This window comes from Bacillus cereus group sp. RP37, from assembly GCF_040459695.1.
GTDB lineage: Bacteria > Bacillota > Bacilli > Bacillales > Bacillaceae_G > Bacillus_A.
Window position 1 is genome coordinate 2,283,074 of the sequence record NZ_JARVHP010000001.1, and the last position, 23,811, is coordinate 2,306,884.

Below are 23,811 nucleotides of genomic sequence, written 5' to 3' on the forward strand. Positions count from 1 at the left end.
TCTTGAAAGAGGTTGAAAATGTATGATAGTCTTAAACAAGTTTTTTAACATTTTACATTACAAAAAGATGGTACCTGTAGTATTTCTTTCATGTGCAACGCTTATAGGCTGTTCCGATAGTAATACTCAATCTGAATCACCTAAACAAACGAAACAAACAAATCAAATCAAACAAGAAACTACTGGTAATGATTCTTTTGCTAAACTTGAAAAAGAATTTGATGCTAAACTCGGTATTTATGCATTGGACACTGATACGAATCAAACCGTTACGTATCAATCAGATAAACGGTTTGCATACGCATCTACCCACAAAGCTTTAGCTGTGGGAGTACTTTTACAAAAGAAATCAATAGAAGATCTAAATCAAAGAGTTTTGTATACTCGTGAAGATCTTGTTAATTACAATCCAATTACAGAAAAGTATGTTGATAGGGGTATGACTCTGAAAGAGCTTGCAGATGCTTCCCTTCGATATAGTGATAATACTGCACAGAATCTTATTCTTAAACAATTAGGTGGACCTAGTGAATTCAAAAAATCACTGAGAGAAATAGGAGATACCGTTACAAATCCTGAACGTTTTGAACCAGAATTAAACGAAGTGCATCCAGGAGACGTACATGATACTAGTACCCCAAAGGCATTAGCTACTAGTCTTCAGGCTTTCACGCTAGGAGATGTACTTTCAACTGAGAAACGGGATTTATTAATAGATTGGATGAAAAGGAATACTACGGGAGACAACTTAATTCGTGCCGGAGTTCCAGGAGGATGGGAAGTAGCTGATAAGACTGGCTCGGGATCTTATGGAACTAGAAATGATATCGCAATTATTTGGCCACCAAATAAAAAGCCAATTGTTCTTGCGATACTTTCTAATCATGATAAAGAGGATGCTAAATACGATGATAAGCTTATTGCAGAAGCAACCAAAATAGTGTTAGATGCCTTAAAAACTACAAATAAATAATAATAGTAATTAGTTATTGAAATTTTCCTGTTTTTCCGTCACAATACTGTGACGGTCTTTTTATGTATTTTACAAAGAATCGTCTTAAGTAAAGAAAAAAGATAGAAACCATCTCTATTAAGTTTATTAATTAAGTAACAACAAATATATGCTTTATTGTATACTTATTGCATTTAATGTGGAGGAATAATATGGAGTCAAAAATTCTTATTGTGGATGATGATAAAGAGATTAGAAATCTAATCTCTGTATATTTGGAAAATGAAGGTCTAAAAACTCAAAAGGCAGAAGATGCTATACAAGCTTTACAACTGTTAGAAGAAAAGGAATTTGATTTGATTATTTTAGATATTATGATGCCGAATATGGATGGCATTGAAGCATGTATGAAAATTAGGGAAGATCGCAATATGCCTATCATTATGCTATCTGCAAAATCTGAGGATATAGACAAAATTCAGGGCCTAGCCTCTGGTGCAGACGATTATTTATCAAAACCGTTTAACCCACTAGAATTAATCGCTAGGGTAAAATCCCAATTAAGAAGGTTTAAAAAATATAATACGTCCATAGAACATAATAAAAGCATTCTAGAAATTGGTGACTTAACCGTAAATACAGATACACGTCAAGTATGGGTAAGAGGAAAAGAAACAAGGTTAACTCCAAAAGAGTTTGCTATTCTCGAATTACTTGCCCGTAACAAAGGGATTGTCCTGAGTGTAGCAAAAATATATGAAGCAGTTTGGAAAGAGGTTTTTTATAAATCAGACAATACCGTCATGGTGCATATTACAAAAATAAGAGACAAAATTGAAGAGGATTCTAAACATCCCATTTATATTAAAACTGTTTGGGGAATTGGGTATAAAATATGAAAAATGTTAGTTTCAGAAATAAGATTATTATAAAACTTCTTGGTGCTGTTGCAATTAGTTTTTTTATTTCATTTGGTTTAACAATCCTCATTGTGCAATACGTCATAGATCCATTCTTTATAAAACACGAAGATTTTGGCTTGTTTGAAGTGAGACTCGCAATGTTGTTCTTATTTACGTTCGCAATCTTAAACTTTATAGTAATCTTTTTGATATTGGTTCGAAAGAAAATAGCATATTTGAAGCTCATTTCTGATAATGTGAATGATATTGCCAATGGAAAACTGGGTTTAACAATTGGGATTAAGGGGAAGGACGAATTGACCCAACTTGCTCAAAATATCAACTATATGTCCAAGGAATTGGAGAATACATTTGAACAAGAAAGACGATTAGAACGTACAAAAAATGAACTTATCACAAATGTATCTCATGATTTACGCACACCGTTAACATCTATTATTGGCTATATAGATTTATTAAAAAGAGGGCAATACAACAGTAACACACAATTACAGGAATACCTTGAAACCACGTATTCAAAGTCACAGAGACTGAAATATTTAATTGATGAGCTGTTTGAGTATACTCGTTTATCAGGTATAGATGCTAAGTTAAACCTTAATGAAGTTGATTTATCAGGTTTGTTGGAACAAATAGTTGGAGAATACATACCTATATTTGAAAAGGAAAGTTTAATCGTTCAAAGATCTATCGCGGAAGAAACAATACCTATCTTCATAGATGTGGAAAAAATGGTACGTGTATATGAAAATCTCTTTATGAATGCGATAAAGTACAGCATGAAACCATCCGAATTATCCGTATGTCTTGCATTAATGGATAACAAAGCAATTTTGAAAGTGTCAAATAAAGTCGAGAAACCGCCTGTTAGTGATCCAAATAAATTGTTTGAAAGGTTTTTCAGGGGGGACAAGGCAAGAAAAGATGACCAGGGAAATGGACTGGGACTTGCTATCTCAAAAAGAATTGTTGAACTTCATCATGGTAATATACATGCAGAATATAAAGATGGTTGGATGTCTTTTATTGTTGAACATCCAATTAGATAGAAAGCTTATGGAACTACAGGTTCCATAAGCTTTTTTTAAAACTTAAGAAATCTTAAGGATTTTACGGGGTGTTTCCTAATTTTCATAGTTTATCATGGGTGTATTCAAAGTGATGAGGCGAGCAAAGAAGATAAAAGGAAAGATTTCATTGTAGCTTATTGTAATGAAATAAAAAAATGCAGGAGGATATATATGATAAAACCAGTTGTAGATGTAAAAAACATTCAAAAATTGTACGGTAAAAAAGGTGAGAATCAATCACACGCGTTAAAAGGTGTATCATTCTCTATTCAAGAGGGAGAGTTTGTTGGTATTATGGGGCCTTCTGGTTCTGGTAAAACAACATTATTAAATGTAATTTCAACGTTAGATACAGCAACGGGCGGTATGGTTGAAATTGCAGGTACGGATATTACGAAAATGAAGCAAGGTGAGCTTTCTGATTTCCGTTCGCAAAAATTAGGGTTCATTTTCCAAGACTTTAACTTATTAGAAAATTTATCTATCTATGAAAATATCGCACTCCCACTTTCACTTCAAGGTGTTTCATCTCGTAATATTGGAAAGAAAGTAGAAAAAGTAGCTGATATGTTAGGCATTACAGCTATACTTCAAAAATATCCTTCTGAAGTATCTGGTGGACAAAAGCAACGTTCCGCAGCTGCACGTGCGTTAGTTCATGAACCAGCAATTATTTTGGGAGACGAGCCGACTGGAGCTCTAGATTCTAAAAATGCAACGAGTTTACTTGATGCCATGACAAGCCTAAATAAAGAGCAAGGTGTATCCATAATGATGGTTACGCATGATCCTTACAGCGCAAGTTACTGTCAGCGTATTTTATTCATTCAAGATGGTGAGTTATATAAAGAAATTCATCGCGGTGGTACCCGTGAAGAATTCTATAAAGAAATTTTAGACGTGCTTGCAAACTTGGGCACACAAAAAGCGTAAGGAAGGAAGTTCAATCATGTTATTTAAGCTTTCTATGTCAGGCCTAAAAAGTAAGTTGCAAGATTACATTGTTTTACTTGTTGGTCTTATTGTCTCTATTTCAACTTTTTATATGTTTCAAACGCTAGCATCCAATAAAACGTTCCTTGAATCTAACTCTTCTATTAGGGATATTGTGGCTGTCTTTAAAATTGGTTCCGTTTTGTTAGCGATTATCACATTTTTCTATATTTTATATGCAAACTCTTTCTTATCAGCTCTTCGTCAAAAAGAATTTGGTATGTATATGATGTTAGGAGCAAAAAAGCATAAAGTTACATTAATTATGTTTATCGAAACAATCATATTAGGTGCCACCTCTCTTTTGATTGGAATTACAATTGGTGTAGGACTTGCAGAAGGTATCGGTCAGCTATTAATGAAACAACTCGAGTTTGCTGGCGAAGGTTATAAAGCATTTTATCTGCCATCTATAGCTATTACTTGCATCTTCTTCTTTGCACTCTTTGTATTATCTGCAATTATGAATAGTATTAAATTATCTCGTATTTCAGTACTGCAACTTGTACATGCTGATGAACAAACAGAACGTGTTGCCATAAAAGGAAAAATGACAGTTGTAGTTGCATTCCTTGGTATTCTTTTATTGGGTATTGGTTATGCATCACTTATTTATATATCATATGCAAATTCGCTAATTGTTTTGGGATTAATGGCCGTTGGATTAATCTCAGCAACCGTTGGTACTTACCTTATATTTGGATCACTTCTTCCAGTTATGATTAACAAGCTAAAGAGTAATAAAAAACGTAGTGAAAAAGGCCTTAATGCTTTTACTTTTGCACAATTAAATTTCCGCATTAATAGTCTAACAAATGTGCTTGCAACAGTAGCAATTTTAGTGGCTCTTGGTGCTGGTGGAATTGCTTGTGGTATGGCATTTAAAAACAACATCCTAAAAATTACAGATCAAATACAAATTTACGATTCAGTCATTCATAATCCAACAGCGGAAGAAAAGACAATTTTGGATAGTATCTTATTTCAAGAAAAACTTGAATATCATTACAAAGTTGATGATAGGTATGTTTATTATCTTAAAGAAGATGTAGAGAAAAATCGCCCTTTCTTGCAAGGTATGAAAATAGAGAAAGTTTCAGAGGAAATACCTATTGGTGCATTTTCAATAAAACGGGCTGAAGGAGAGACAGACACAAAACAATGGATTCAGGCTTTCAGAACGATCCAGCCCAATTATTTATATCCTGATTATGAAATGAAAATTGTAGATTATAACATATACAATGGATTGAAGGGTAAAGAAAGTATTGTGTTTATGGGGAAAACAGATGATTTTGGATCATACATAAAAGAATGGAAAAAACTTGATGAATTACAGATAGCAAAATATAAAAATGTGAAAGCGGAAGAATTGGGTAGTAAGTATCAAACATATATTATGAGTCATGATTTTGCCAGCGGACTAATGTTTATGGGTTTCTTCGTTGGAATTGCATTTTTAGCAATGATGGCAAGTTGCTTAATGTTTAAAGTTCTGTCGGGAGCATCAAAAGATGTAACACGTTATCAAATGCTTCATAAAATTGGTGTCCGCCGAGAATTATTAACAAAATCAATTTATAAAGAGTTATTCTTCATATTCTTATTCCCAGCAATTGTGGGGATTACTCATATATTAGTTGGTATGAACATGTTTAGCCCTCTTTTAATCGACCCGTACTCTCGCATTTGGTTACCACTTGTTATTTTTGTAGTGATTTACTCGATTTACTACTTGATTACAGTTCAATTATATAAAAGAATTGTACTTCCGAAAGAGAAGTAATAAGTATATAATTTTTAACTATAGATCGTTCAATATTTTCGACTTAATAATTTAAGAATTGGATCAGAAATACTTAAAAAGACCTAAAACTAATTGTTAATGTTTTGGGTCTTTTATATTTAAAAATCTTATTTTAGAATTTCTAGTCTAAATAGTTTGGAGTTTCATGTCCTTGTACAACAAAAAAGGGGAGTAAAAAGACATGAAAGTAGGAACTTATTTTATAGTGTAAAATGCTGAATTATCTACAGATACATTGCATTTAGTACCCATTTTCTTGTCTCGATATAGGAACAAGAAAATGGGTACTTTTTAAAAAATGGAATATACTAATTAAGTGTGAAATTAAAATTCAATTTTATAATTAGTAACAAAAAATATTTATGAAGCATCTACTTTTTTGTCTCATTAGGAGGACATAAAGTTTTATACTTATGTTAATTTTTTTCGTCCTTATGTTGATGGGCATAGGAAAGGATTTCACAAATATAAAATAAGATTGACAATGCGAGATTACAAGTGTAATATTCAGTTACGGATTACAAATGTAATCCGAGGGAGGTGTAATTTAAACTAATGAAAGAATTACCTAAAATTTCAGAAGCTGAGTTAGAAGTAATGAAAGTACTGTGGTCAAAATCTCCACAAACGGCAAATGAAGTGATTGAAGAGTTGGAGAAGAAAATGGATTGGAAACCCAAAACGATTCGAACACTAATTAATCGATTAGTTCACAAAGAAGCAGTTGCTTACCATCAAGATAAAGGGCGTATGTACGCTTATTATCCTTTGGTTTCGCAAGATAGTTATTTACAAGTAGAAACAAAATCTTTGCTTAAACGTTTCTATGGTGCAGCATTTAAGCCCTTGCTAGTAAATTTCCTGAAAGAAGAAAAGCTTTCTTCAGAAGACATTAACGAACTTAAACGTATACTGGATGAGAAGACTGAGGAAAATCAGAGGAAGGATAGATCATAATGATAGAAATGTTTATTAATGTCTATCTACCTCATTTTTTCGATTGGTTGATAGAGACCTCTATTATGGCTAGTATATTAGTGGGCCTAATCTTATGTATCAGGGTCTTGTTTGGAAATAAGTTAACTCCACGTTGGCAATACATGCTATGGATCATATTAATAATAAGACTTGTATTACCTTGGTCCCCAGATAGTTCCTATAGTATCTATTCTGTTCTTACTTACAAGAATGATGATGCATTCATTTCTAGCCGAAACCCTGTAACTATTTTTCTTTCAAAAGAACACATGCAAGAATTGAAAGGTATAGACGATACAAAGGTTCCCACAAAAGAAGATACTTATACCTCAAGTTCAACACAAAATGATCAGGCAAACAAGACACAAACACACAATAATGAAAAGCAGGATGATGAGACGGTTCCATTCTATACAATCTGTATATACATTTGGCTTACAGGCGTTATTCTTCTAAGCTTTGCTACTTTTATAATGAACAGGCGTTTACTACTTTACATAAAAAAGCAACCTGTTATTACAGATGAGAAGATTGTCCAGATTTTTGAAAAGTGTAAGCAATCTATGTCTGTCCAACGAGATGTCCCTTTACTTGTATCTGGAAAGGTTTCCAGTCCAACAGTATTCGGATTTATTTGGCCAAAGTTGTTATTATCAACTGTACATATGAAAATATTAGATGAGCAACAGTTACGATATATTTTCCATCATGAATTAGCTCACATCAAGCGAAGAGATGTTGGTGTGAACTGGCTTATGCATGGCTTACTCATTTTAAATTGGTTTAATCCAATTCTTTGGTATGCCTACTCATGTATGCGGGAAGATCAAGAACTAGCATGTGACGCATTAGCTCTTACATGTATAGATTCAGAGGAACAAATTGCGTATGGACATACTATTATTAGTCTTTTGGAACATTATTCAAGTTATTATCAAGTACCAAGTTTGGCAAATTTCAGTAAAAACAAAAGGATGTTAAAAAGGAGAATTCTAATGATTAAAAAATTCCAAAAAAAATCGTATCGTTGGTCTGCGCTAGGAGCTGTGGCAGTTATTGCTGTATCATCTGTATCCTTATTAAATGCCCGTGCTGATATGCCAACTAATCCTGAGAAACAACAAATAGAAGTGAAAAATAATAGGAAAGAATTAAAAACACAAACCGATATTTCTATACAACAAATTGTAGAAAAAATGATTGGCACAAAAGAACAGGCAGAAGCAGAATTTATTGTTTCAGAAGGGGAGTATAATACTTTACTTACAGAACTTGGAGTGGCACGAAATCTGTTTACGAAAGAGGAATTTGAGCGATTTATTGAATTAGAAACAGACGCATATACTTTGGGTAAAAAAGTAAAGTTAGTAGGAAACCCTGAAAAGTTAAACGCAGAAGAACAAAAAAAATATGAGAAAAATGTTGAAGAAATTGGACCATTTAGACAGAAAATTTATTCGCATTTTAGATTATCTAAAAAGGAAGCACAGAAATATCTTGATTTTCCAATTAAGACACCAACTTATGTAGTAAAAGGGTATAAACTAACTGGAGAAGATGTTCAAACCCCGATGACTACGGAAAAGATATATCCGGATATTGTTTCTCAATATCAAAATGAAGATTCTGTGTATGTTGTGCATCAATCAGCCGTTCGTGATCAAGGGAAAAATTCGTTGAATGAGGGAGTGGAAAATAATGAAAAGATAACAAATTATGAATTAGAAGGTACAAAAATAAGTTTAACTGAAAGTCCCGAAAACAATACAAAATATAACATGAAAGTAATGAAAATGATTGTTCCTGCAAAAGGAAAGAATAGCGCTTATCAAGTCCTAATTCTTACAGATAGTTTAAGTAAAGAAGAGTTAGAAAAAATTATGCTGTCCTTTTTAAAATAAAAATAGAGTCTCAGGATTTCGTGCCTGAGGCTCTATTTTTTTAACATAAACGAAACCATTAAGTGAGAAGAGAAATTGGTATAGTCTATATAATGAGAAAGTAAGATGAAATGTACTTTTGTTAGCTTGATCGAGGTGGAGAAAGATTATATGAAAAATAACAATTAAAGATCTGATAACAGGTCCGTTTTTGTCGTCGTTTTGGCATATAATCAATTATGTTGTTTCCCACGCATTAATATGAGCCAAGATGAAAGAAATAGGGAAACACCCTAAATTTTTTATTTCTATAATAAAATAAGATTATTGAGTCGAATGTGACAATAATAATTAGAAGTAACAAGTGTATAAGTGCATCAGTTTTTCCGTTTAATAAAGACTTTATAAAGAAATCCCATTCTGTTTCATAGGGAGGCTCTGCCCAATTTCGTTGCATTCCTAACACCATTCCATTTATAAAATGGACAATGCTTAATAGAATTCTTCCAACAAATAAGGCAGCTGCTTTTATATTCCACTTCTTTATCAGGGTTATATAAAGAAGTGGAAATAATATAAGTACCCAAAAAACGATAATAAAAACTGTATTCATCAGTTTCTACTCCTTATGTTGATCATAAAGTTATTATCCCGCTAATTGTAGGCTGACTAAAGTTTCACTTTATCTCTCCGTCTCAAAAAACTCAATCCATTCTCCATCAGGACCAGCGAAGAATATGTAACGTGTTCCATCTGGTAATGTTTCAATTTCTTCTCCTAGTAGAAAGGTTACGCCGTGTTTCTGAATTCTTTCAATTTCATCTTCTAATGAATCTACTTTAAAGCAAATGTGATGTACTTTTCCTTCTGCCGGAAGGGAAGAGTTGTAGCCTTCAATTAATTCGAGTATCGTCTCTTTTGATTCTTCTACACCTAAAAAAGCGAGTTTTAAGTCTGGGTTCGGGTGTCCCATACGTTTAATGAGCTATAAGCCGACTACTTCTTCATAAAAAGCGATAGATGTTTCTAAGTTTGCGACCATAAGTCCAACGTGTTCGATTCTTCTAACTGGCATGTAGATTCCTTCTTTCTGAAAATTATATACAATATATTATTGAAAATTAAGAAAATAAGCAAGATAAAAACCTTACAAATTTTAGCGTGTTATATGGTATAGTGAGAAAGTATGTTTGGGGAGAAGGAAGGAGATTATACGATGAATACACCTACTCAAACTCCTTCATTATCGGCAACGATGAAAGAGTGGCATTATGCATTAGCGTATGAAATTAAACATTGGAAAACGATAGGTGGTAGTAAAATTTCTATCATGAACGGTCGTTTTTTATATACAGATTATGAAAGTACAGTATACGTATTTCAGCTCATTTCGGAAGTAAGCTTACCTGAAGGTTCACCAATTCGAATTGAGTTTGATGGTGAGGAAGCGACAGGGGAAGTATTATCTGTACATGGATTAGAAATAGAACTGAAATTAAATGATTATATACAAGGTGAAATACGAGAAGCTGTTTTATACAGTGAACCGTGGCAATTGTTAGAGCAACTACAAGAGCGACTAAAAGAAGCTCATAAAGATAAGCTGAAACGTAATCGTATAAAGCGTCTTGTTGATGGGACGAGCAGTCCGAAACATATTGAGAAGATGAAAAATCCGAAAAATGAATTGGCGTATCGTTCGTTTTACAATCCGACAACGTACGTGTGGGGACCGCCTGGAACAGGGAAGTCTTACAATTTATCACGTATTATTTCGGCGCATTATCAAAAAGGAAAATCGGTACTTGTATTAGCTCATAGTAATGCGGCAGTGGACGTATTAATGAGTGAAGTAACGAAGCAAATTGAGAAGAAAAAGAAATGGACACCTGGCGAAATTGTTCGTTACGGTTATAGTCAACATGAACATATACGAAATCATGAAACATTACTTACGTCGAAGTTAGTTGAAACGACGAACGGATCATGGGGTGAGGAAAGACTTTATTTAGAGGAAACACGCCAAGATCTTCGTGAAAAGATTTTATCATATAAAGCGACTTCTGCTGATAAGAAGCGTATACAAGAGATTGAAAGTGATCTTCGAAAGCAAAAAGCGAAAATTAAAGAAGTAGAAAAAGAATACATTGAAAATGCGAAAGTAATCGGCGCAACTTTATCGAAATGTGCCATTGATTCACTTATTTATGAGCGTACATTTGATTTAGTTGTCGTAGATGAAGTAAGTATGGCCTATGTTCCGCAAATTGCATTAGCAGCTTCACTTGGAAAACGCATCGTCGTTTGTGGTGACTTTTTACAGTTACCTCCGATTGCGATGGCAAACCATGAACTCGTTCGAAAATGGCTCGGCGAAGATATGTTTTATCATGCTGGGATTGTTGATACTGTAAATAAATCAGAGGCACATCCAAACCTCTTTATGCTGCAGGAACAAAGACGTATGCATGCGGATATATCGAAGTTTACAAACTCATTTATTTATAAAAATAGAGTATACGATCATCCGTCTGTTTCAGAACGTAAAGAACTTGCGCGATTGCAACCGTTCGCAAATGAGGCAAGTGTTTTATTTGATACGAGCTTAATGGGAGCATTTTCTTTAAAAGACGCTGCTTCTGGTTCTCGTTTTAATATTATGTCTGGTTTAGTAGCGATGCAAATGATGTTAATCGGGCTGTTAGATGGTGTTCAATCGATTGGTGTTGTTACACCTTACAGGGCACAATCCCGCTTTTTATCAACGTGTATGAGAGAAATGTTGCAGAGAACGAAATATCAAAACATACCAGTTTTAGCGGCGACGGTTCATAAGTTTCAAGGGTCTGAAAGAGATATGATGATTTTTGATACGGTTGATAGTTATCCGCAAGAACGACCTGGCGTGTTATTCTTTGACCATAAAAACCATCGCCTCGTCAACGTTGCAGTAACGAGAGCGAGAGGGAAGTTCATTCAATTATCAGATTGCCATTATATGCGTAAAAACTTATCGAGAAAACAAGCGTTATCACAATTAACAGCTCATATAGAACGACACGGAGATGTGTATGATCGTACGACATCAAGACAATTGTGGGAACGGAAAATTTCGAAACGTTTACGTTGGTTTATGGAAATGAATCTTGAAGAGCCGAAAGGACTATTGAAAGATATTTTAGCCGCAAAACGAAAAATTATTATTTCACTTCCAAGCACAAAACAAGTGGATAAGCGAGTATGGCAAGCGTTAATGCGTACAAATGCGCAAATAACAGTGTATAGTGATGGACCAGTTCCATTAAAAAATGTAAAGTTACAAAGGCAAAATAAAGCATTCCCGTTTATCGTAATCGATGATGAAATCTTTTGGGCAGGCGCACCGCTCACATCACAAATGATATTTGAAGGTAGTACGGAATTTCCATACGTATGTGCAAGATTACAAGCACCAGAAACAATCGGTGTATTAAAAGGATTTTTAGATATTCGGTAAATTCGGATAGGAATTCCTTGACTTTTATTTGGAATGAACTTAGAATGAAAATAATTTAATATAATTTTATGAAAATTCTTATCACGAGAGGTGGAGGGACTGGCCCTATGATACCTCGGCAGCGGATTCGTTATGAATACTGTGCCAATTCCAGCAAGGTAACTTGAAAGATAAGAAAGAAGCTCATTTTGACTGTATATACAGAAGCCTCTTTCTATCTTTTAGAAAGAGGCTTTTTTACGTGAAAATAAAAGGAGGAAGAAAAATGGGAGCGACAGGAGTAACGTCACAAAGAAAAACAATTGAAGAGAGTATAGAAAGAAATAAGGAAAAGTACATAGAAACAAGTCACGATATTCATGCGAATCCGGAGATTGGTAATCAAGAGTTTTATGCATCAAGAACGTTGAGTTTATTGCTAGGGAGTGCAGGATTCCAGTTGCAGCACAATATTGCTGGACATGAAACAGGTTTTATCGCGCGAAAAAGTTCAGGGAAACAAGGACCAGTCATCGCATTTTTAGCTGAGTATGATGCTTTACCAGGACTTGGTCATGCGTGTGGTCACAATTTAATCGGAACAATTAGTGTTGCGGCAGCAATCGCATTATCAGAGACGCTTGAAGAAATTGGCGGGGAAGTTGTCGTGTTTGGTACTCCAGCTGAAGAAGGAGGACCAAATGGTAGTGCAAAAGCGAGTTATGTAAAGGCAGGTCTATTCAAAAACATTGATGCGGCGCTTATGATTCATCCGAGCGGAAAGACAGCGACAACGAGTCCTTCACTAGCAGTCGATCCACTTGATTTTCATTTTTACGGAAAAACAGCTCATGCCGCAGCTTCACCAGAAGAAGGAATTAACGCATTAGATGCGATCATCCAGCTGTACAACAGTATTAACGCACTTCGCCAACAACTTCCGTCAGATGTGAAAATTCATGGCGTGATTACTGAGGGCGGAAAAGCGCCGAATATTATTCCAGACTACGCAGCAGCAAGGTTCTTCATCCGTGCAGCAACGAGAAAAAGATGTGCAGAAGTAACAGAAAAAGTAAGAAATATCGCACAGGGAGCAGCATTAGCAACAGGCACAAAAGTAAAAATTCATCAATTCCAAAATGAAATCGATGAACTACTCGTAACAAAAACATTTAATGACGTTGTAGCTGAAGAACTAGAATTACAAGGTGAAGATGTAAACCGTAAAGAAAGATTTGGCATTGGTTCAACAGACGCAGGGAACGTAAGTCAAGTCGTACCGACCATTCACCCGTACATCAAAATCGGCCCAGACGACTTAATTGCACATACGAATGAATTTAGAGAAGCAGCACGTTCAGAACTAGGAGACAAAGCATTAATTACATCCGCAAAAGCATTAGCGAATACAGCGTATCGATTAATTACAGAAGAAGGGTTGTTAGAGAAGGTGAAGGAGGAGTTTAGAGAAGCGCAGAGGAATCAGGGGTAGGTGATTAAAAGGAGTGGATAATCCACTCCTTTTTCTTTTTTGGGAAAGCTGGTGCCTGTCAATTTAAATAAAGTGTTCATTTTCACATTGAGATGTCAATTCTCTTATTCCTTTATCAGAACGACAATTTCTCCTCAAACTCACTTTTTAAAACAATTAAAGGAGATGATAATCCGAATCGCATTAAAGAGTCTAAAAATGTAGCGAGAGAATCCATCGAATCGCTCATGACCTTCATCATATAATTAAACTCCCCGCTAATTCGATATAAATCTATTACTTCAGGAGCGGCATTACAATATTGGATAAAATCAGAGCATTGGCTCGTTTTAAACATGATGAATGCTTGAATGTTCTTATTAATTTTAGAAGGCTCAAATTTCGTTCGGTAAGCCGCTATAACACCTTGATCCTCAAGTTTATTAATACGCTCTTTTACAGCAGGCTGCGTCATGGATATGATCCGTCCTATTTCTGAAACGGAAATTCTCGCATTTTCATATAACAAGTTCATAATTTTATGATCGATTTCATCCAGTTTTACTGCGTTTTGCATTGTGTAGCCTCCTTGTTATATTTTCTAAAGTAAATTACAAATTATAACTATAATATCATAAGTAAACGAACTAAATTACCTATAAATCTATATTTAAAATGATTGGTTTTTGCATGAAAATATAAGTATAGAATTTATCTCACATTAACTGCCCGTAAACGCCCGATTGGTGAGGGCTGATTAAAGTTTCACTTTATTAAACGGAAATTTAGGAAGGATGGAAAAAATGAAGAATCTTGATGGGAAAGTAGCGTTAGTAACAGGAGCGAGTCGCGGCATTGGCCGTGCGATTGCGATGAGATTAGCAAACGACGGTGCATTAGTTGCGATTCACTACGGCCGAAATAAAGCAGCTGCAGATGAAACAATTAGTGAGATTGAATCTAATGGAGGAAAGGCATTCTTAATTGAAGCGGATTTCAATTCAATTGATGGTGTCAAAAAGATAGTAGAACAATTGAAGAATGAATTACAAATAAGAGTTGGTACATCAGAGATTGATATTTTAGTAAACAATGCAGGGATAGGTACACAAGGAACAATTGAAAATACGACAGAAGAAGTTTTTGATGAAATTATGTCTGTAAATATGAAAGCACCGTTCTTCTTAATTCAGCAAACATTACCGTTATTACGAGCGGAGGGGCGAGTTATTAACATTTCATCAGCTGAAGTAAGACTTGGTTTTACAGGGTCCATTGCATACGGTTTAAGTAAAGGTGCACTAAATACGATGACACTTCCTCTAGCTAAACATCTTGGAGAAAGAGGTATAACAGTGAATACAATTATGCCTGGATATACGAAGACAGATATAAATGCGAAATTGCTAGATAATCCGGAAATACGAAATTTTGCTACGAATTCATCTGTGTTCGGACGAATAGGGCAAGTTGAAGATATTGCAGATGTAGTAGCATTCCTTGCTTCTTCTGATAGCCGCTGGGTAACAGGGCAAATTTTAGATGTTTCTGGAGGATTTTGTTTATAGGGGCACTACGCCATACCCATCAAGCTAATCAAGTAAATTACTAGTTATGAAACGATCCTTGTTTCATAGCTAGTAATTTATAGAAAGGTAGGCATGCTAAAGAAGCCTATTAAAACGTGATTTTTTCGCTAGACAACTTGAATAAGGGGGCTATTTTTAATTATTCGTAATCTAACATAGTCAAATTTTATTTTACAGTAACAATAAAACAAAATTATTGACCGCGTGGTACAAAAAGGGTATTCTATTCATGTTATCTTTAAAATGAGAGGAGGATACGGGTGAATAAACGCGGCAGACCTCGAGAGTTTGATTATTCCTCAATTGTAGATGTTGCAATGAAAACATTTTGGTTAAGAGGATATGAAGGGTGTTCTACACAAGATTTATGCAGTGATACAGGACTTGGAAAAGGAAGTTTGTACAATACTTTCGGTAGTAAACATGAACTGTATAAACAAGTATTAGAACGCTACCATGAAATTGGGATTAAGGAACAAAGGAAATTGTTACATACTCCAATTCCAGTTAAAGAACGATTAAGTAATTTTTTTGAATGGGCATTGAAAGAAGACTTTCAGAATGTTGATCAAAAAGGATGTTTATTGATTAATGCCAGTATAGAACGTGCTAAAAACGATTTAATGGTACAAGAAATTTTCTCGAAGCATGTTGAACTTCTTAAACAAGCAATTGTAACAGTGATGGAGGAAGGATTGCAAACAGGTGAAATTTCAAAGAAGCAATCAGCTGAGGAATTAGCTAGTCTGCTTTTAAGCAGTTATTACGGATTCCGTGTTCTTAATCTATCGATGCAAAATCGGGTGTTGTCTGAACAAGTTATCAAAGGAACAATAGAGTCTATTTGTGGCGCTTAGTGCGCTCTTTTTTCGCACTATTTTTGTACCAATCATTACAATAATGAATAAGGAGTGTTTTTATGCCATCGATTATTTATTTATTAGCTTTAGCAATCTTTTGTATGACTACATCAGAATTTATGGTTGCAGGTATGATGAATGAACTTGCTCTTGCATTCCAGGTTTCTGTATCATCTATTGGGTATTTAATTTCAGCTTATGCAGGAGCAATGGTAATAGGAGGCCCCATTTTAACTGCAATCCTCTTACGAATGCGCAGCAAACAAGCATTATTGTTTTTAATGTTCGTATTTTTAATTGGTCAATCGCTCGGAGCTATTGCTTGGAACTATGATATTATGATGATTTCACGTATTATAACTGGTATTGCTTCAGCTTCAGCTTTTGGAGTTGCGATTTCCTTTTCTGCGACATTGGTTCACTCTGATTCAAGGGGAAAAGCTGCATCAATTGTACTTGCAGGTTTAATGTTCGCAACTGTATTAGGTTTACCTATAACAACCGTTATTTCCCAATCTTTTGGCTGGCGTATTAGTTTTGGGGCTGTTTCTGTTCTTGTGCTAGTATCAGGGCTTATGATTCAACGGTTGTTACCATCATCTTCAAATAAAGAGCAATTAAATTGGAAAGACGAACTTCTGCGATTTAAGAATATTCATCTTTGGGCAGCGTACGTAACAAGTATGTTCATTATTGGTGGTACGTTTGCAGCATTTAGTTATTTCACTCCGATCTTTACAAATGTCACAGGCTTTTCAAGTGCAAGTATTCCATATTTACTTGCTCTCTATGGTAGTGCGACGGTAATTGGGAATATAATAATTGGCAAGTTCGCTGATAAATTTACAATGAAAATACTTATGGGTGGATTAATTATATTAATCATAGCGTTGTCTTTATTTGCTTTAAGTGCAGAGAATAAATACATTGCAGTTATTTCTACGATTTTTATTGGTTTAACTGGTGTAGCATTGAATCCAGCTATGGTTGCGAGGGTGATGAAAACAGCTAGTAATGGAATAATGATAAATACCGTTCATAGTTCTTTTATTACGCTAGGTATTGTTATTGGTTCGTCACTTGGTGGTCTTGGGATCAGTAAAGGATATGGTTTTGTATCTCCGCTATGGATTGGAGCTTGTTTAGCTATCCTTGGGGTAATTTCGTTATTCCCATATTTACATAAAGGAAAGGTAGATTAAGATGTTTAAAATTTCTTTATATGGGGGAGCAACACATTACTAGCTTGGTAGTACCACACATCCATCAACTTAAAGGACTATTTTTGAACTTGATTTTTATGAAATATGCACCCGGAAATTTATAGTAATAATTCTAATGTTACCTCTCTAGTTAGTAGGATATTTTTTCTTAATATATGCATACTAAACATACTATAAAAAGTACATAGAAAGTGAGAGAATCATGGCTAAATTTTTGAGGCGTTTAAAATATAGAGATAATCCTAAGTCATTTCCAATACTAGACAATACTCATTTTCAGGAAAAAAATATTGAAGATGCCCTCTTAGACGCTGATTTAACCAAAAACATAGCTGATATTCAGAATATATTTCGTCAAGCGCCTGATTTAGTAATTCGGCGGTTTCAAATAACAGTAGATGGATTAGAAGCAGCTTTAGTATATTTGTCTGGATTAACAGATAAAGAATTGATTCAGAATCATGTCCTAAGTCCTTTGATGAATAGTGATTTTGATACCAATACAGAACTTCCAATTCCATTAGGACAAATTAAAATTATTAATACATTGAGTCAGATTGAAAATGCTATTTATGGGGGAGATAGTGTTTTATTAATCCACAGTCGAACAACAGCACATCAATTGGATACAAAAGGATGGCCACAAAGAAGTGTTGAAGATGCACATAACGAAATAGCTCTAAAGGGTACACATCAAGCATTCATAGAAACTGGAAGTCAAAATATCGCAATGATTCGAAGATATATTCCTCATCGTGAATTAGCGATAAAAGAAATAGTAATTGGTGTACGAAGCAAAACCAAAATTTCTATTTTATATTTGAAAGATGTAGCTTCTGAAGATGTGCTGAAGGAATTAGAAACACGAATTCAAAATATTACAATCGACGCTGTGACTAGTAATGGCGAACTTATAGAATTCATTGAAGATCACCCTTACTCGCCGTTTCCGCAATTTATATTAACTGAAAGACCTGATTTGGCTGTATCTCACATTTTACAGGGCAGATTTGTAACTGTAATGGATCATTCACCTAATGTATTAATTACTCCAACAAATTTTATTTCCTTTTTTCAAGGAGTTGATGATTACGGTACAAGGTGGTTAGTTGCTTCGTCTATTCGGTTGCTTCGTTTTATCGCCTTTATGGTTGCTTTATTTCTGCCGGCGAGTTATGTTGCGTTTATTTCCTTTAATTTTGAAGTTATTCCTGTAGAGCTATATTTATCTATTGCTGAATCAAGAACGCGTGTACCCTTTTCTCCAGTTATGGAAGCATTACTTATGGAAATAACATTGGAAACGATGAGAGAAGGGGCTTTACGGATACCTACTCCGATTGGTCAGACAGTTGGAATTGTAGGTGGTATTGTCATTGGTCAGGCGGCTGTTCAGGCGGGAATTGTAAGCAATATTATGATTATTGTTGTCGCTGTTACCGCCATCTCTTCTTTTGTTATTCCTAACTATGATATGGGAGCGGCAGTAAGACTTTTACGTTTTCCAATGATGCTAGCAGCTGCCTTATTTGGAATTGTAGGACTTGTTATCGGGTGGATGACTTTAATTGGGCATCTAAGTAGTCTTAAATCGCTAGGTACTTCTTACGGAACACCATTAGCACCCTTTCGTTTTGCAGATATGAAAGATGCTTTTGTACGCTTTCCTTTATGGACAATAAGAAGGCGTCCTAAGGGGAATGGAACCATTCAATCTATTCGACAAGGAAAGAATCGTAATAAAAGGTGAAATTATGAAAAAGTATGCTTATAATGAAATCTCTCTTATGCAGTATATTGTTTTAATCAATGGAATGCAGGTGGCCACTGGCGTTTTATCGCTTCCCCGTGTGCTTGCAGAAAAAGCCGGAACAGATGGATGGATAGCTATATTGATTGGTTGGATATTCTCCACAATATCAGGTGTATTTATAGTCAAAACTGCTGCAAGATATCCCGAGGACACGATTTATGACATTCTTATACGATTGTTTGGAAAAATAGTAGGGAGAGCATTCGTTGTTATTTACATGATGTACTTCTCTTTTTATTCTTGTGTAGTTCTTGTGAACGCTATGCTTTATCTTAAGGGATGGCTTCTTCCAAAAACGCCTGACTATCTCGTTATCTTTTTGTTTTCGATTCCTACCTTTCTTGTCGCACGTAACGGCCCTCGTATTATAGGGCGGTACTCCGAACTTACTTTTTATACGATGCTTTGGATTCCGTTATTTTTCTTGATACCTCTTAAAGAGAACGGAAGTTGGATGCCATTCTTTCCGCTCTTAAAAGATGGGTGGAAACCTATATTTACAGCTGTACCGACCACTATTTTTGCTTATTTAGGATTTGATATTGCGTTCTTTTTATATCCCTTTTTACAAAAAAAACAGTATGCAGTCCATGGAATGGTTATTGCAAATACTTTAACGATGTTATTTTATTTATTTGCTACTTTTGTTTGCTTTGCCTATTTTAGCCCTGATAGCATTACGCAATTTAACCAACCAGTACTAAATTTACTTAAAGTAATTGAGTTTCGTTTTTTAGAACGTTTTGACATGATTTTATTGGCTCTTTACTTACCCGTTGTTTCCACAGCATGGATTCCCACCATATATTGCGCTGTATTTTGTTCAAGCCAATTACTTGGAAAACAAGACCATAGCTCTCATGTAGTAATTCTCTTATTGCTCATTATCGGATTCATATTTTGGACTCATCCTAGTTGGAATGAAGCCGAAATTTGGCAACAGGTATTATCGAATGCTGGATTAGGATTAACCTATATATTACCTATCATTTTATGGCTGTACTGCTGTCTATATGAGAAGTTTCGCCAGGGGAGGATACATTGAAAAGAAAAGTACTGTGTTGTATTTTGTTATCGGTATTCATGATGACTGGATGCTTTGATCAAACAAATGTTGAAGACGTTTCTCTTACTCTTGTTCTTGGTATTGATTTAGATTGTAATGATAATTTATTAGTGTATATATCAAGCCCTGTTTTTAATAAAGAAGCAAAAGTAAAAGAAGAAACTACTGTTGTAAAATCTGCTACGGTTCGAAAATCTAGAGACCAATTTGATGCTACTGTTATGGCACTTACCTCGGGAAGCAAAACACAGGTTATTTTAGTTGGAAAACGGTTACTGAAACAAAAAAATTGGATGAAATATCTCGATCCATTTTACCGAGATCCCAAAAATACAGTTACCACAAGGGTTGTTGCTGTAGATGGACCTGTTTCAGACGTCATCTATTATAATCCAAATGATAAGCCGCGTCTTCCTCTATATTTAACAAAACTAGTTGATACCGCCTCTTTAAGAAATATAACAGTAAAAACAAATCTTCAAGAACTACATGAACAAATAGCAGACAAAGGGTTAACAGCAAATATGACTGAGATGAAAAAAACGAAAAAAATATTTGTGACAGGTACAGCTTTGCTAGATGAAAAAGGACGGTATAAACTAACACTAAAATACGATGAAAATAAATTATTACGCATTCTGCAACAAAGAACTACAGGCGATTTTCCATTTACAATTGCAATTAAACTAAAGTCGAATAGCCAGGATAAAGATTGGATAAGTTTTACTGCATATAATATTAAAGTAAAGACAAAGGTAAGATATGATAATAAGTTTATATTTAATACAGATATAAAGATGAGGGTCGGCATTACAGAACGGCTTTTTTCGTTCAATACAAGAAAGGATGCAGCAAAATTACAAAAGGCGATCGAAACTAAGCTGGAAGCTGATTTCAAACAATTAATAAAGAAAATACAAACTGCCAATATTGATCCTATTGGGCTTGGGAGATATGCAAGAACTTACACATATCCAGAATGGAAAAAAGTCCAAAATAAATGGAATAACGAATTAGCAAAAGGCGATGTCAACGTCAAGGTTAACATTAAAATTTCCGGAATGGGTACGATTAAGTAACATGAATTCAACTGTGATTCGTACTAAGATTGCAAGTACTGTCTACTTTAGAAGGAGAAATGTCTTTAATAGGAGTACCGTCACATCGCTATGAACCTTAAATTTTATAGTACCCCCAGAACGAAATTTTGTGTTAACTTGTAACAAAAACGCTCATTTTTTCGTCTTGGGGTAATTCTGAATTCTTAAGGTGATGGCGATGGGGTATTGCCCCTACCTATCAACTTAAAAATTTTATAACACCTCAAGCTAAAAATTTCGTGTATTTTTGACAGAAGGCAGCTTATTTTTCGTTTTGGGGGTATTTGCATTTCTTAGCTTGATGGTGATGTGACGGTACCCCAATCGTAATTTATATGAAAAGAACTCCTCAACAGATGAAAGAGTTCTTTTTTATTTTCACATTCATCTTTCATTGATCAATAGACATTCCAACAAATACCTCTAAAAAGAACATAAATTCGTAAATGATCAGAACAAACTTTCAAAAGATCCTTACGCAATCTATTACCATGCGTACTACTCAATAGGAAAAAATGCCTGCCACTCCCTGGGAAATGTCGAATCTGCAAAATTCATTCAACATTTCCAGGATGATGACAATGGATTATTTTTATAATTCTATTTTCTGGTCACCACGTTTCTCTAGGTCTTTAGCAGTTTTACTTTGGGCAACATCTTTTTGGTCTTTAAAGGTTCCCATGAGAAAATCATAGGCTGGATTCGTAACACCATACCAGTAATTTTCATTTTTGAAGTGATGCCATAAATGAACTTTTTTCATCCATCGCCCCCATGGTGATATTGGTTGAAGGGGGCGATGCGCGATATAATGCTTCCACTCATAAAATAATAAAAAGAGCATAATACCTGCAATAAATGCGTTTGTCATGACAAAGCTGGATGAAAGAAAATAAAAAATCGCTCCTGAAATTGCAATGTTTGGCACACTATACCATAAGGGTAAAAATAATAAATGTAATTCATTCGGATTTGTATGATGGTCATAATGTAGGCGCTTAAGCGTTTTTAATAAAAATGCATTCTTTGGTGGCTTTAGATGAAAAATAAACCTGTGAGTAGCGTACTCAGCTAAGGAATACATAATCATTCCCAAAATAAAAGCACCCCAAATTCCGATAGAGGTTAAATGTAAAATCATAAATCCAAAGCTAGTGAGGAAAAGACAGCTCATAATCAAAATATCAGGATAGGAAAAATATTCTTTAAAATATTTTAGTTTCATTTTTCACGCCTCCAGCTTTCTTTATTTTTTTCTATCTTTCCAAAGAGCCAAGCTTTTCTCCAATGTTGTCTTACACAATCTTTCTGCTTCAATCGCATCTCCCTTTAATGCAGCTTTTAATAAATCGTGATAATAGTGGAAGGATAACTCACGATGATCTTTTACAGAAAAATACCTTTTTGCCATATCTACATAAATGGAATCAAAGCTATTTAAAATGAGTAGAAAGATTGGATTGGCAGCAAGCCCAGCACACCTTTTTTGCAAATCCCAATCAAATGCTGCATAGCTTTCTGCACTATCTTCAAGTTGCTCAAGATTAGCAAGGAGAGCAACCACTTTAGGTTGATTAAACGTAACAGCATTACGAATATAAGTCGGAGTCAACGAACTTCTAAATTCTAATAAATACATAATAAATTCATCTGTAATGGTATGATGATTCTCAACAATATTAATAAGTGTCGTTAGATTACCATTGCTCCAATAATCATTAATAATCGATGGCATTCCTTTTCTCCCTGTTATCCATCCACTTCTTCCTAAACGTTGAAGCGCCTCACGAATAGTTGGGCGACCAACACCAAATTCTTTCGCAAGCTCTCTTTCTGGCGGTAAAGTGCTTCCTATAGAATAAACACCGGCCAATATGGATTTAATTAATTCATTCACAATTTTATCTGAGGTGCGTTCCTTTTCTTTCAAGTCATCGTCTCCTTTATTTTATGGTAATACATGTTGAAGACATTGGTAATACCAAAATTATATAATGAATTTGAATTTTCCGTCAATTATAAAGGAGTGAATTTTTATAATTAGGATTGTCGAACTTTCTATATATTTCTATGAAAAGAATAGTTTATTTTCATTGCTTTCGCGCTCAATTTCTTTAATTTTAAGAAAATTCATTTATCAATTCGCTATTTTAGAACAAGGAAAAAACCATCACTATAGAACCAGGAGAAGATCCATTTTATTTATGATTAATGACAATGACAAGATAGAGAATTATGAACTGGAAGGAATATAAAGGGGATGAAAATAATTGTTCCTGCAAAAGGAAAGGACAATGCCTATCAAGTTGTAATTATTGAGGATGTTTTAAATAAAGCTGAATTAGAAAAGATTATACTTTCCATGCTAAATCAAAAAATAGGGTTCTTAAGATACTTATCTTAAGAACCCTATTTTTTGAAAAGAACTTCTAAATTGGACTGAGGAAATTTAGGAATCCTAAAATAACTAAGATCTAATTAACCATAGAAATATAAAATTCCCATTTTGGGCGTACTTCAGAATATTAGCTTGATAGCGATGGGGGAGCACCCCATCACCATCAAGCTAATACTTTCATATCCCCCTAAATTAAAATTGTCTTTCTCTACA

The 23,811-nt window shown here is 34.6% G+C and carries 20 protein-coding genes, 1 pseudogene and 1 riboswitch; of the genes and pseudogenes, 16 read left to right on the top strand and 5 right to left on the bottom strand.

The genetic code is table 11. The annotated features are described in order from the left end of the window. Positions 1-22 precede the first annotated feature (22 nt). The 7 genes from bla (at position 23) to QCI44_RS12205 (ending at position 8,624) form a co-directional block, all read left to right on the top strand. Positions 23-973 (top strand): class A beta-lactamase, encoded by a 951-nt coding sequence (bla, locus tag QCI44_RS12175; RefSeq protein WP_098412944.1) that lies wholly within the window; start codon positions 23-25, stop codon positions 971-973. A 191-nt stretch (positions 974-1,164) separates the two neighbouring features. Next, positions 1,165-1,851 carry a response regulator transcription factor gene (locus QCI44_RS12180; protein WP_016081007.1) on the top strand — a complete coding sequence of 229 codons (687 nt, stop codon included), beginning with the start codon at positions 1,165-1,167 and terminating at the stop codon, positions 1,849-1,851. Then, positions 1,848-2,924 (top strand): HAMP domain-containing sensor histidine kinase, encoded by a 1,077-nt coding sequence (locus QCI44_RS12185; RefSeq protein WP_016134883.1) that lies wholly within the window; start codon positions 1,848-1,850, stop codon positions 2,922-2,924. Before QCI44_RS12180 ends, QCI44_RS12185 begins: the two co-directional genes overlap by 4 nt. Before the next feature lie 192 nt (positions 2,925-3,116). Beyond that, positions 3,117-3,878: an ABC transporter ATP-binding protein gene (locus tag QCI44_RS12190; protein ID WP_016087233.1), complete on the top strand. Its 762-nt coding sequence runs from the start codon at positions 3,117-3,119 to the stop codon at positions 3,876-3,878. A 16-nt stretch (positions 3,879-3,894) separates the two neighbouring features. After that, positions 3,895-5,724: an FtsX-like permease family protein gene (locus tag QCI44_RS12195; RefSeq protein ID WP_016087234.1), complete on the top strand. Its 1,830-nt coding sequence runs from the start codon at positions 3,895-3,897 to the stop codon at positions 5,722-5,724. Positions 5,725-6,300: 576 nt separating this feature from the next. Then, positions 6,301-6,702 carry a BlaI/MecI/CopY family transcriptional regulator gene (locus QCI44_RS12200; protein WP_000661427.1) on the top strand — a complete coding sequence of 134 codons (402 nt, stop codon included), beginning with the start codon at positions 6,301-6,303 and terminating at the stop codon, positions 6,700-6,702. Further along, positions 6,702-8,624, top strand: coding sequence for a M56 family metallopeptidase (locus QCI44_RS12205; protein ID WP_016134882.1), 1,923 nt, complete (start codon positions 6,702-6,704; stop codon positions 8,622-8,624). The genes QCI44_RS12200 and QCI44_RS12205 overlap by 1 nt, the downstream gene beginning before the upstream one ends. Before the next feature lie 235 nt (positions 8,625-8,859). Here QCI44_RS12205 and QCI44_RS12210 read toward each other — a convergent pair whose 3' ends face one another. Together QCI44_RS12210 and QCI44_RS12215 are read right to left on the bottom strand one after the other, a co-directional pair. Next, positions 8,860-9,216: a hypothetical protein gene (locus QCI44_RS12210; protein WP_016134881.1), complete on the bottom strand. Its 357-nt coding sequence runs from the start codon at positions 9,214-9,216 to the stop codon at positions 8,860-8,862. A gap of 69 nt (positions 9,217-9,285) precedes the next feature. After that, a pseudogene (locus QCI44_RS12215) lies at positions 9,286-9,678 on the bottom strand (VOC family protein). Between the two features lie 111 nt (positions 9,679-9,789). On the opposite strand from QCI44_RS12215, the gene QCI44_RS12220 reads away from it, so the two are divergent. Next, entirely contained in the window at positions 9,790-12,099 is a 2,310-nt protein-coding gene (locus QCI44_RS12220; protein WP_016134878.1) for an AAA domain-containing protein, read from the top strand. A gap of 75 nt (positions 12,100-12,174) precedes the next feature. Then, positions 12,175-12,276, top strand: a riboswitch (SAM riboswitch). Positions 12,277-12,364: 88 nt separating this feature from the next. After that, positions 12,365-13,570 (top strand): M20 family metallopeptidase, encoded by a 1,206-nt coding sequence (locus tag QCI44_RS12225; RefSeq protein ID WP_016087238.1) that lies wholly within the window; start codon positions 12,365-12,367, stop codon positions 13,568-13,570. Positions 13,571-13,685: 115 nt separating this feature from the next. Here QCI44_RS12225 and QCI44_RS12230 read toward each other — a convergent pair whose 3' ends face one another. Then, positions 13,686-14,126, bottom strand: a complete 441-nt coding sequence (locus QCI44_RS12230) for an Lrp/AsnC family transcriptional regulator (RefSeq protein ID WP_016087239.1) — start codon at positions 14,124-14,126, stop codon at positions 13,686-13,688. 226 nt (positions 14,127-14,352) lie between these two features. Between QCI44_RS12230 and QCI44_RS12235 the strand changes: the two genes are divergently transcribed. The 6 genes from QCI44_RS12235 to QCI44_RS12260 all read left to right on the top strand — a co-directional run bounded on the left by QCI44_RS12235 (position 14,353) and on the right by QCI44_RS12260 (position 21,179). Beyond that, positions 14,353-15,117 (top strand): SDR family oxidoreductase, encoded by a 765-nt coding sequence (locus tag QCI44_RS12235; protein ID WP_116349014.1) that lies wholly within the window; start codon positions 14,353-14,355, stop codon positions 15,115-15,117. Between the two features lie 281 nt (positions 15,118-15,398). After that, the gene (locus QCI44_RS12240; RefSeq protein WP_353811156.1) at positions 15,399-15,995 is read left to right on the top strand and encodes a TetR/AcrR family transcriptional regulator; all 597 of its coding nucleotides are present in this window, start codon (positions 15,399-15,401) and stop codon (positions 15,993-15,995) included. Positions 15,996-16,057: 62 nt separating this feature from the next. Continuing rightward, positions 16,058-17,200, top strand: coding sequence for an MFS transporter (locus QCI44_RS12245; protein WP_016134876.1), 1,143 nt, complete (start codon positions 16,058-16,060; stop codon positions 17,198-17,200). A gap of 223 nt (positions 17,201-17,423) precedes the next feature. Beyond that, the gene (locus QCI44_RS12250) at positions 17,424-18,971 is read left to right on the top strand and encodes a spore germination protein (RefSeq protein ID WP_001051402.1); all 1,548 of its coding nucleotides are present in this window, start codon (positions 17,424-17,426) and stop codon (positions 18,969-18,971) included. Between the two features lie 4 nt (positions 18,972-18,975). Then, positions 18,976-20,079 (top strand): GerAB/ArcD/ProY family transporter, encoded by a 1,104-nt coding sequence (locus tag QCI44_RS12255; RefSeq protein WP_033659858.1) that lies wholly within the window; start codon positions 18,976-18,978, stop codon positions 20,077-20,079. Next, the gene (locus tag QCI44_RS12260) at positions 20,076-21,179 is read left to right on the top strand and encodes a Ger(x)C family spore germination protein (RefSeq protein ID WP_016134875.1); all 1,104 of its coding nucleotides are present in this window, start codon (positions 20,076-20,078) and stop codon (positions 21,177-21,179) included. Before QCI44_RS12255 ends, QCI44_RS12260 begins: the two co-directional genes overlap by 4 nt. A 613-nt stretch (positions 21,180-21,792) precedes the next feature. Here the strand turns inward: QCI44_RS12260 and QCI44_RS12265 are convergent. Together QCI44_RS12265 and QCI44_RS12270 are read right to left on the bottom strand one after the other, a co-directional pair. Further along, positions 21,793-22,425, bottom strand: a complete 633-nt coding sequence (locus tag QCI44_RS12265; protein ID WP_000770119.1) for a sterol desaturase family protein — start codon at positions 22,423-22,425, stop codon at positions 21,793-21,795. 21 nt (positions 22,426-22,446) lie between these two features. Then, positions 22,447-23,130: a GntR family transcriptional regulator gene (locus QCI44_RS12270; protein ID WP_000659654.1), complete on the bottom strand. Its 684-nt coding sequence runs from the start codon at positions 23,128-23,130 to the stop codon at positions 22,447-22,449. Positions 23,131-23,460: 330 nt separating this feature from the next. Here QCI44_RS12270 and QCI44_RS12275 point away from each other — a divergent pair, with 330 nt between their 5' ends. Further along, the gene (locus QCI44_RS12275; RefSeq protein ID WP_002108101.1) at positions 23,461-23,604 is read left to right on the top strand and encodes a hypothetical protein; all 144 of its coding nucleotides are present in this window, start codon (positions 23,461-23,463) and stop codon (positions 23,602-23,604) included. Positions 23,605-23,811: the final 207 nt, after the last annotated feature.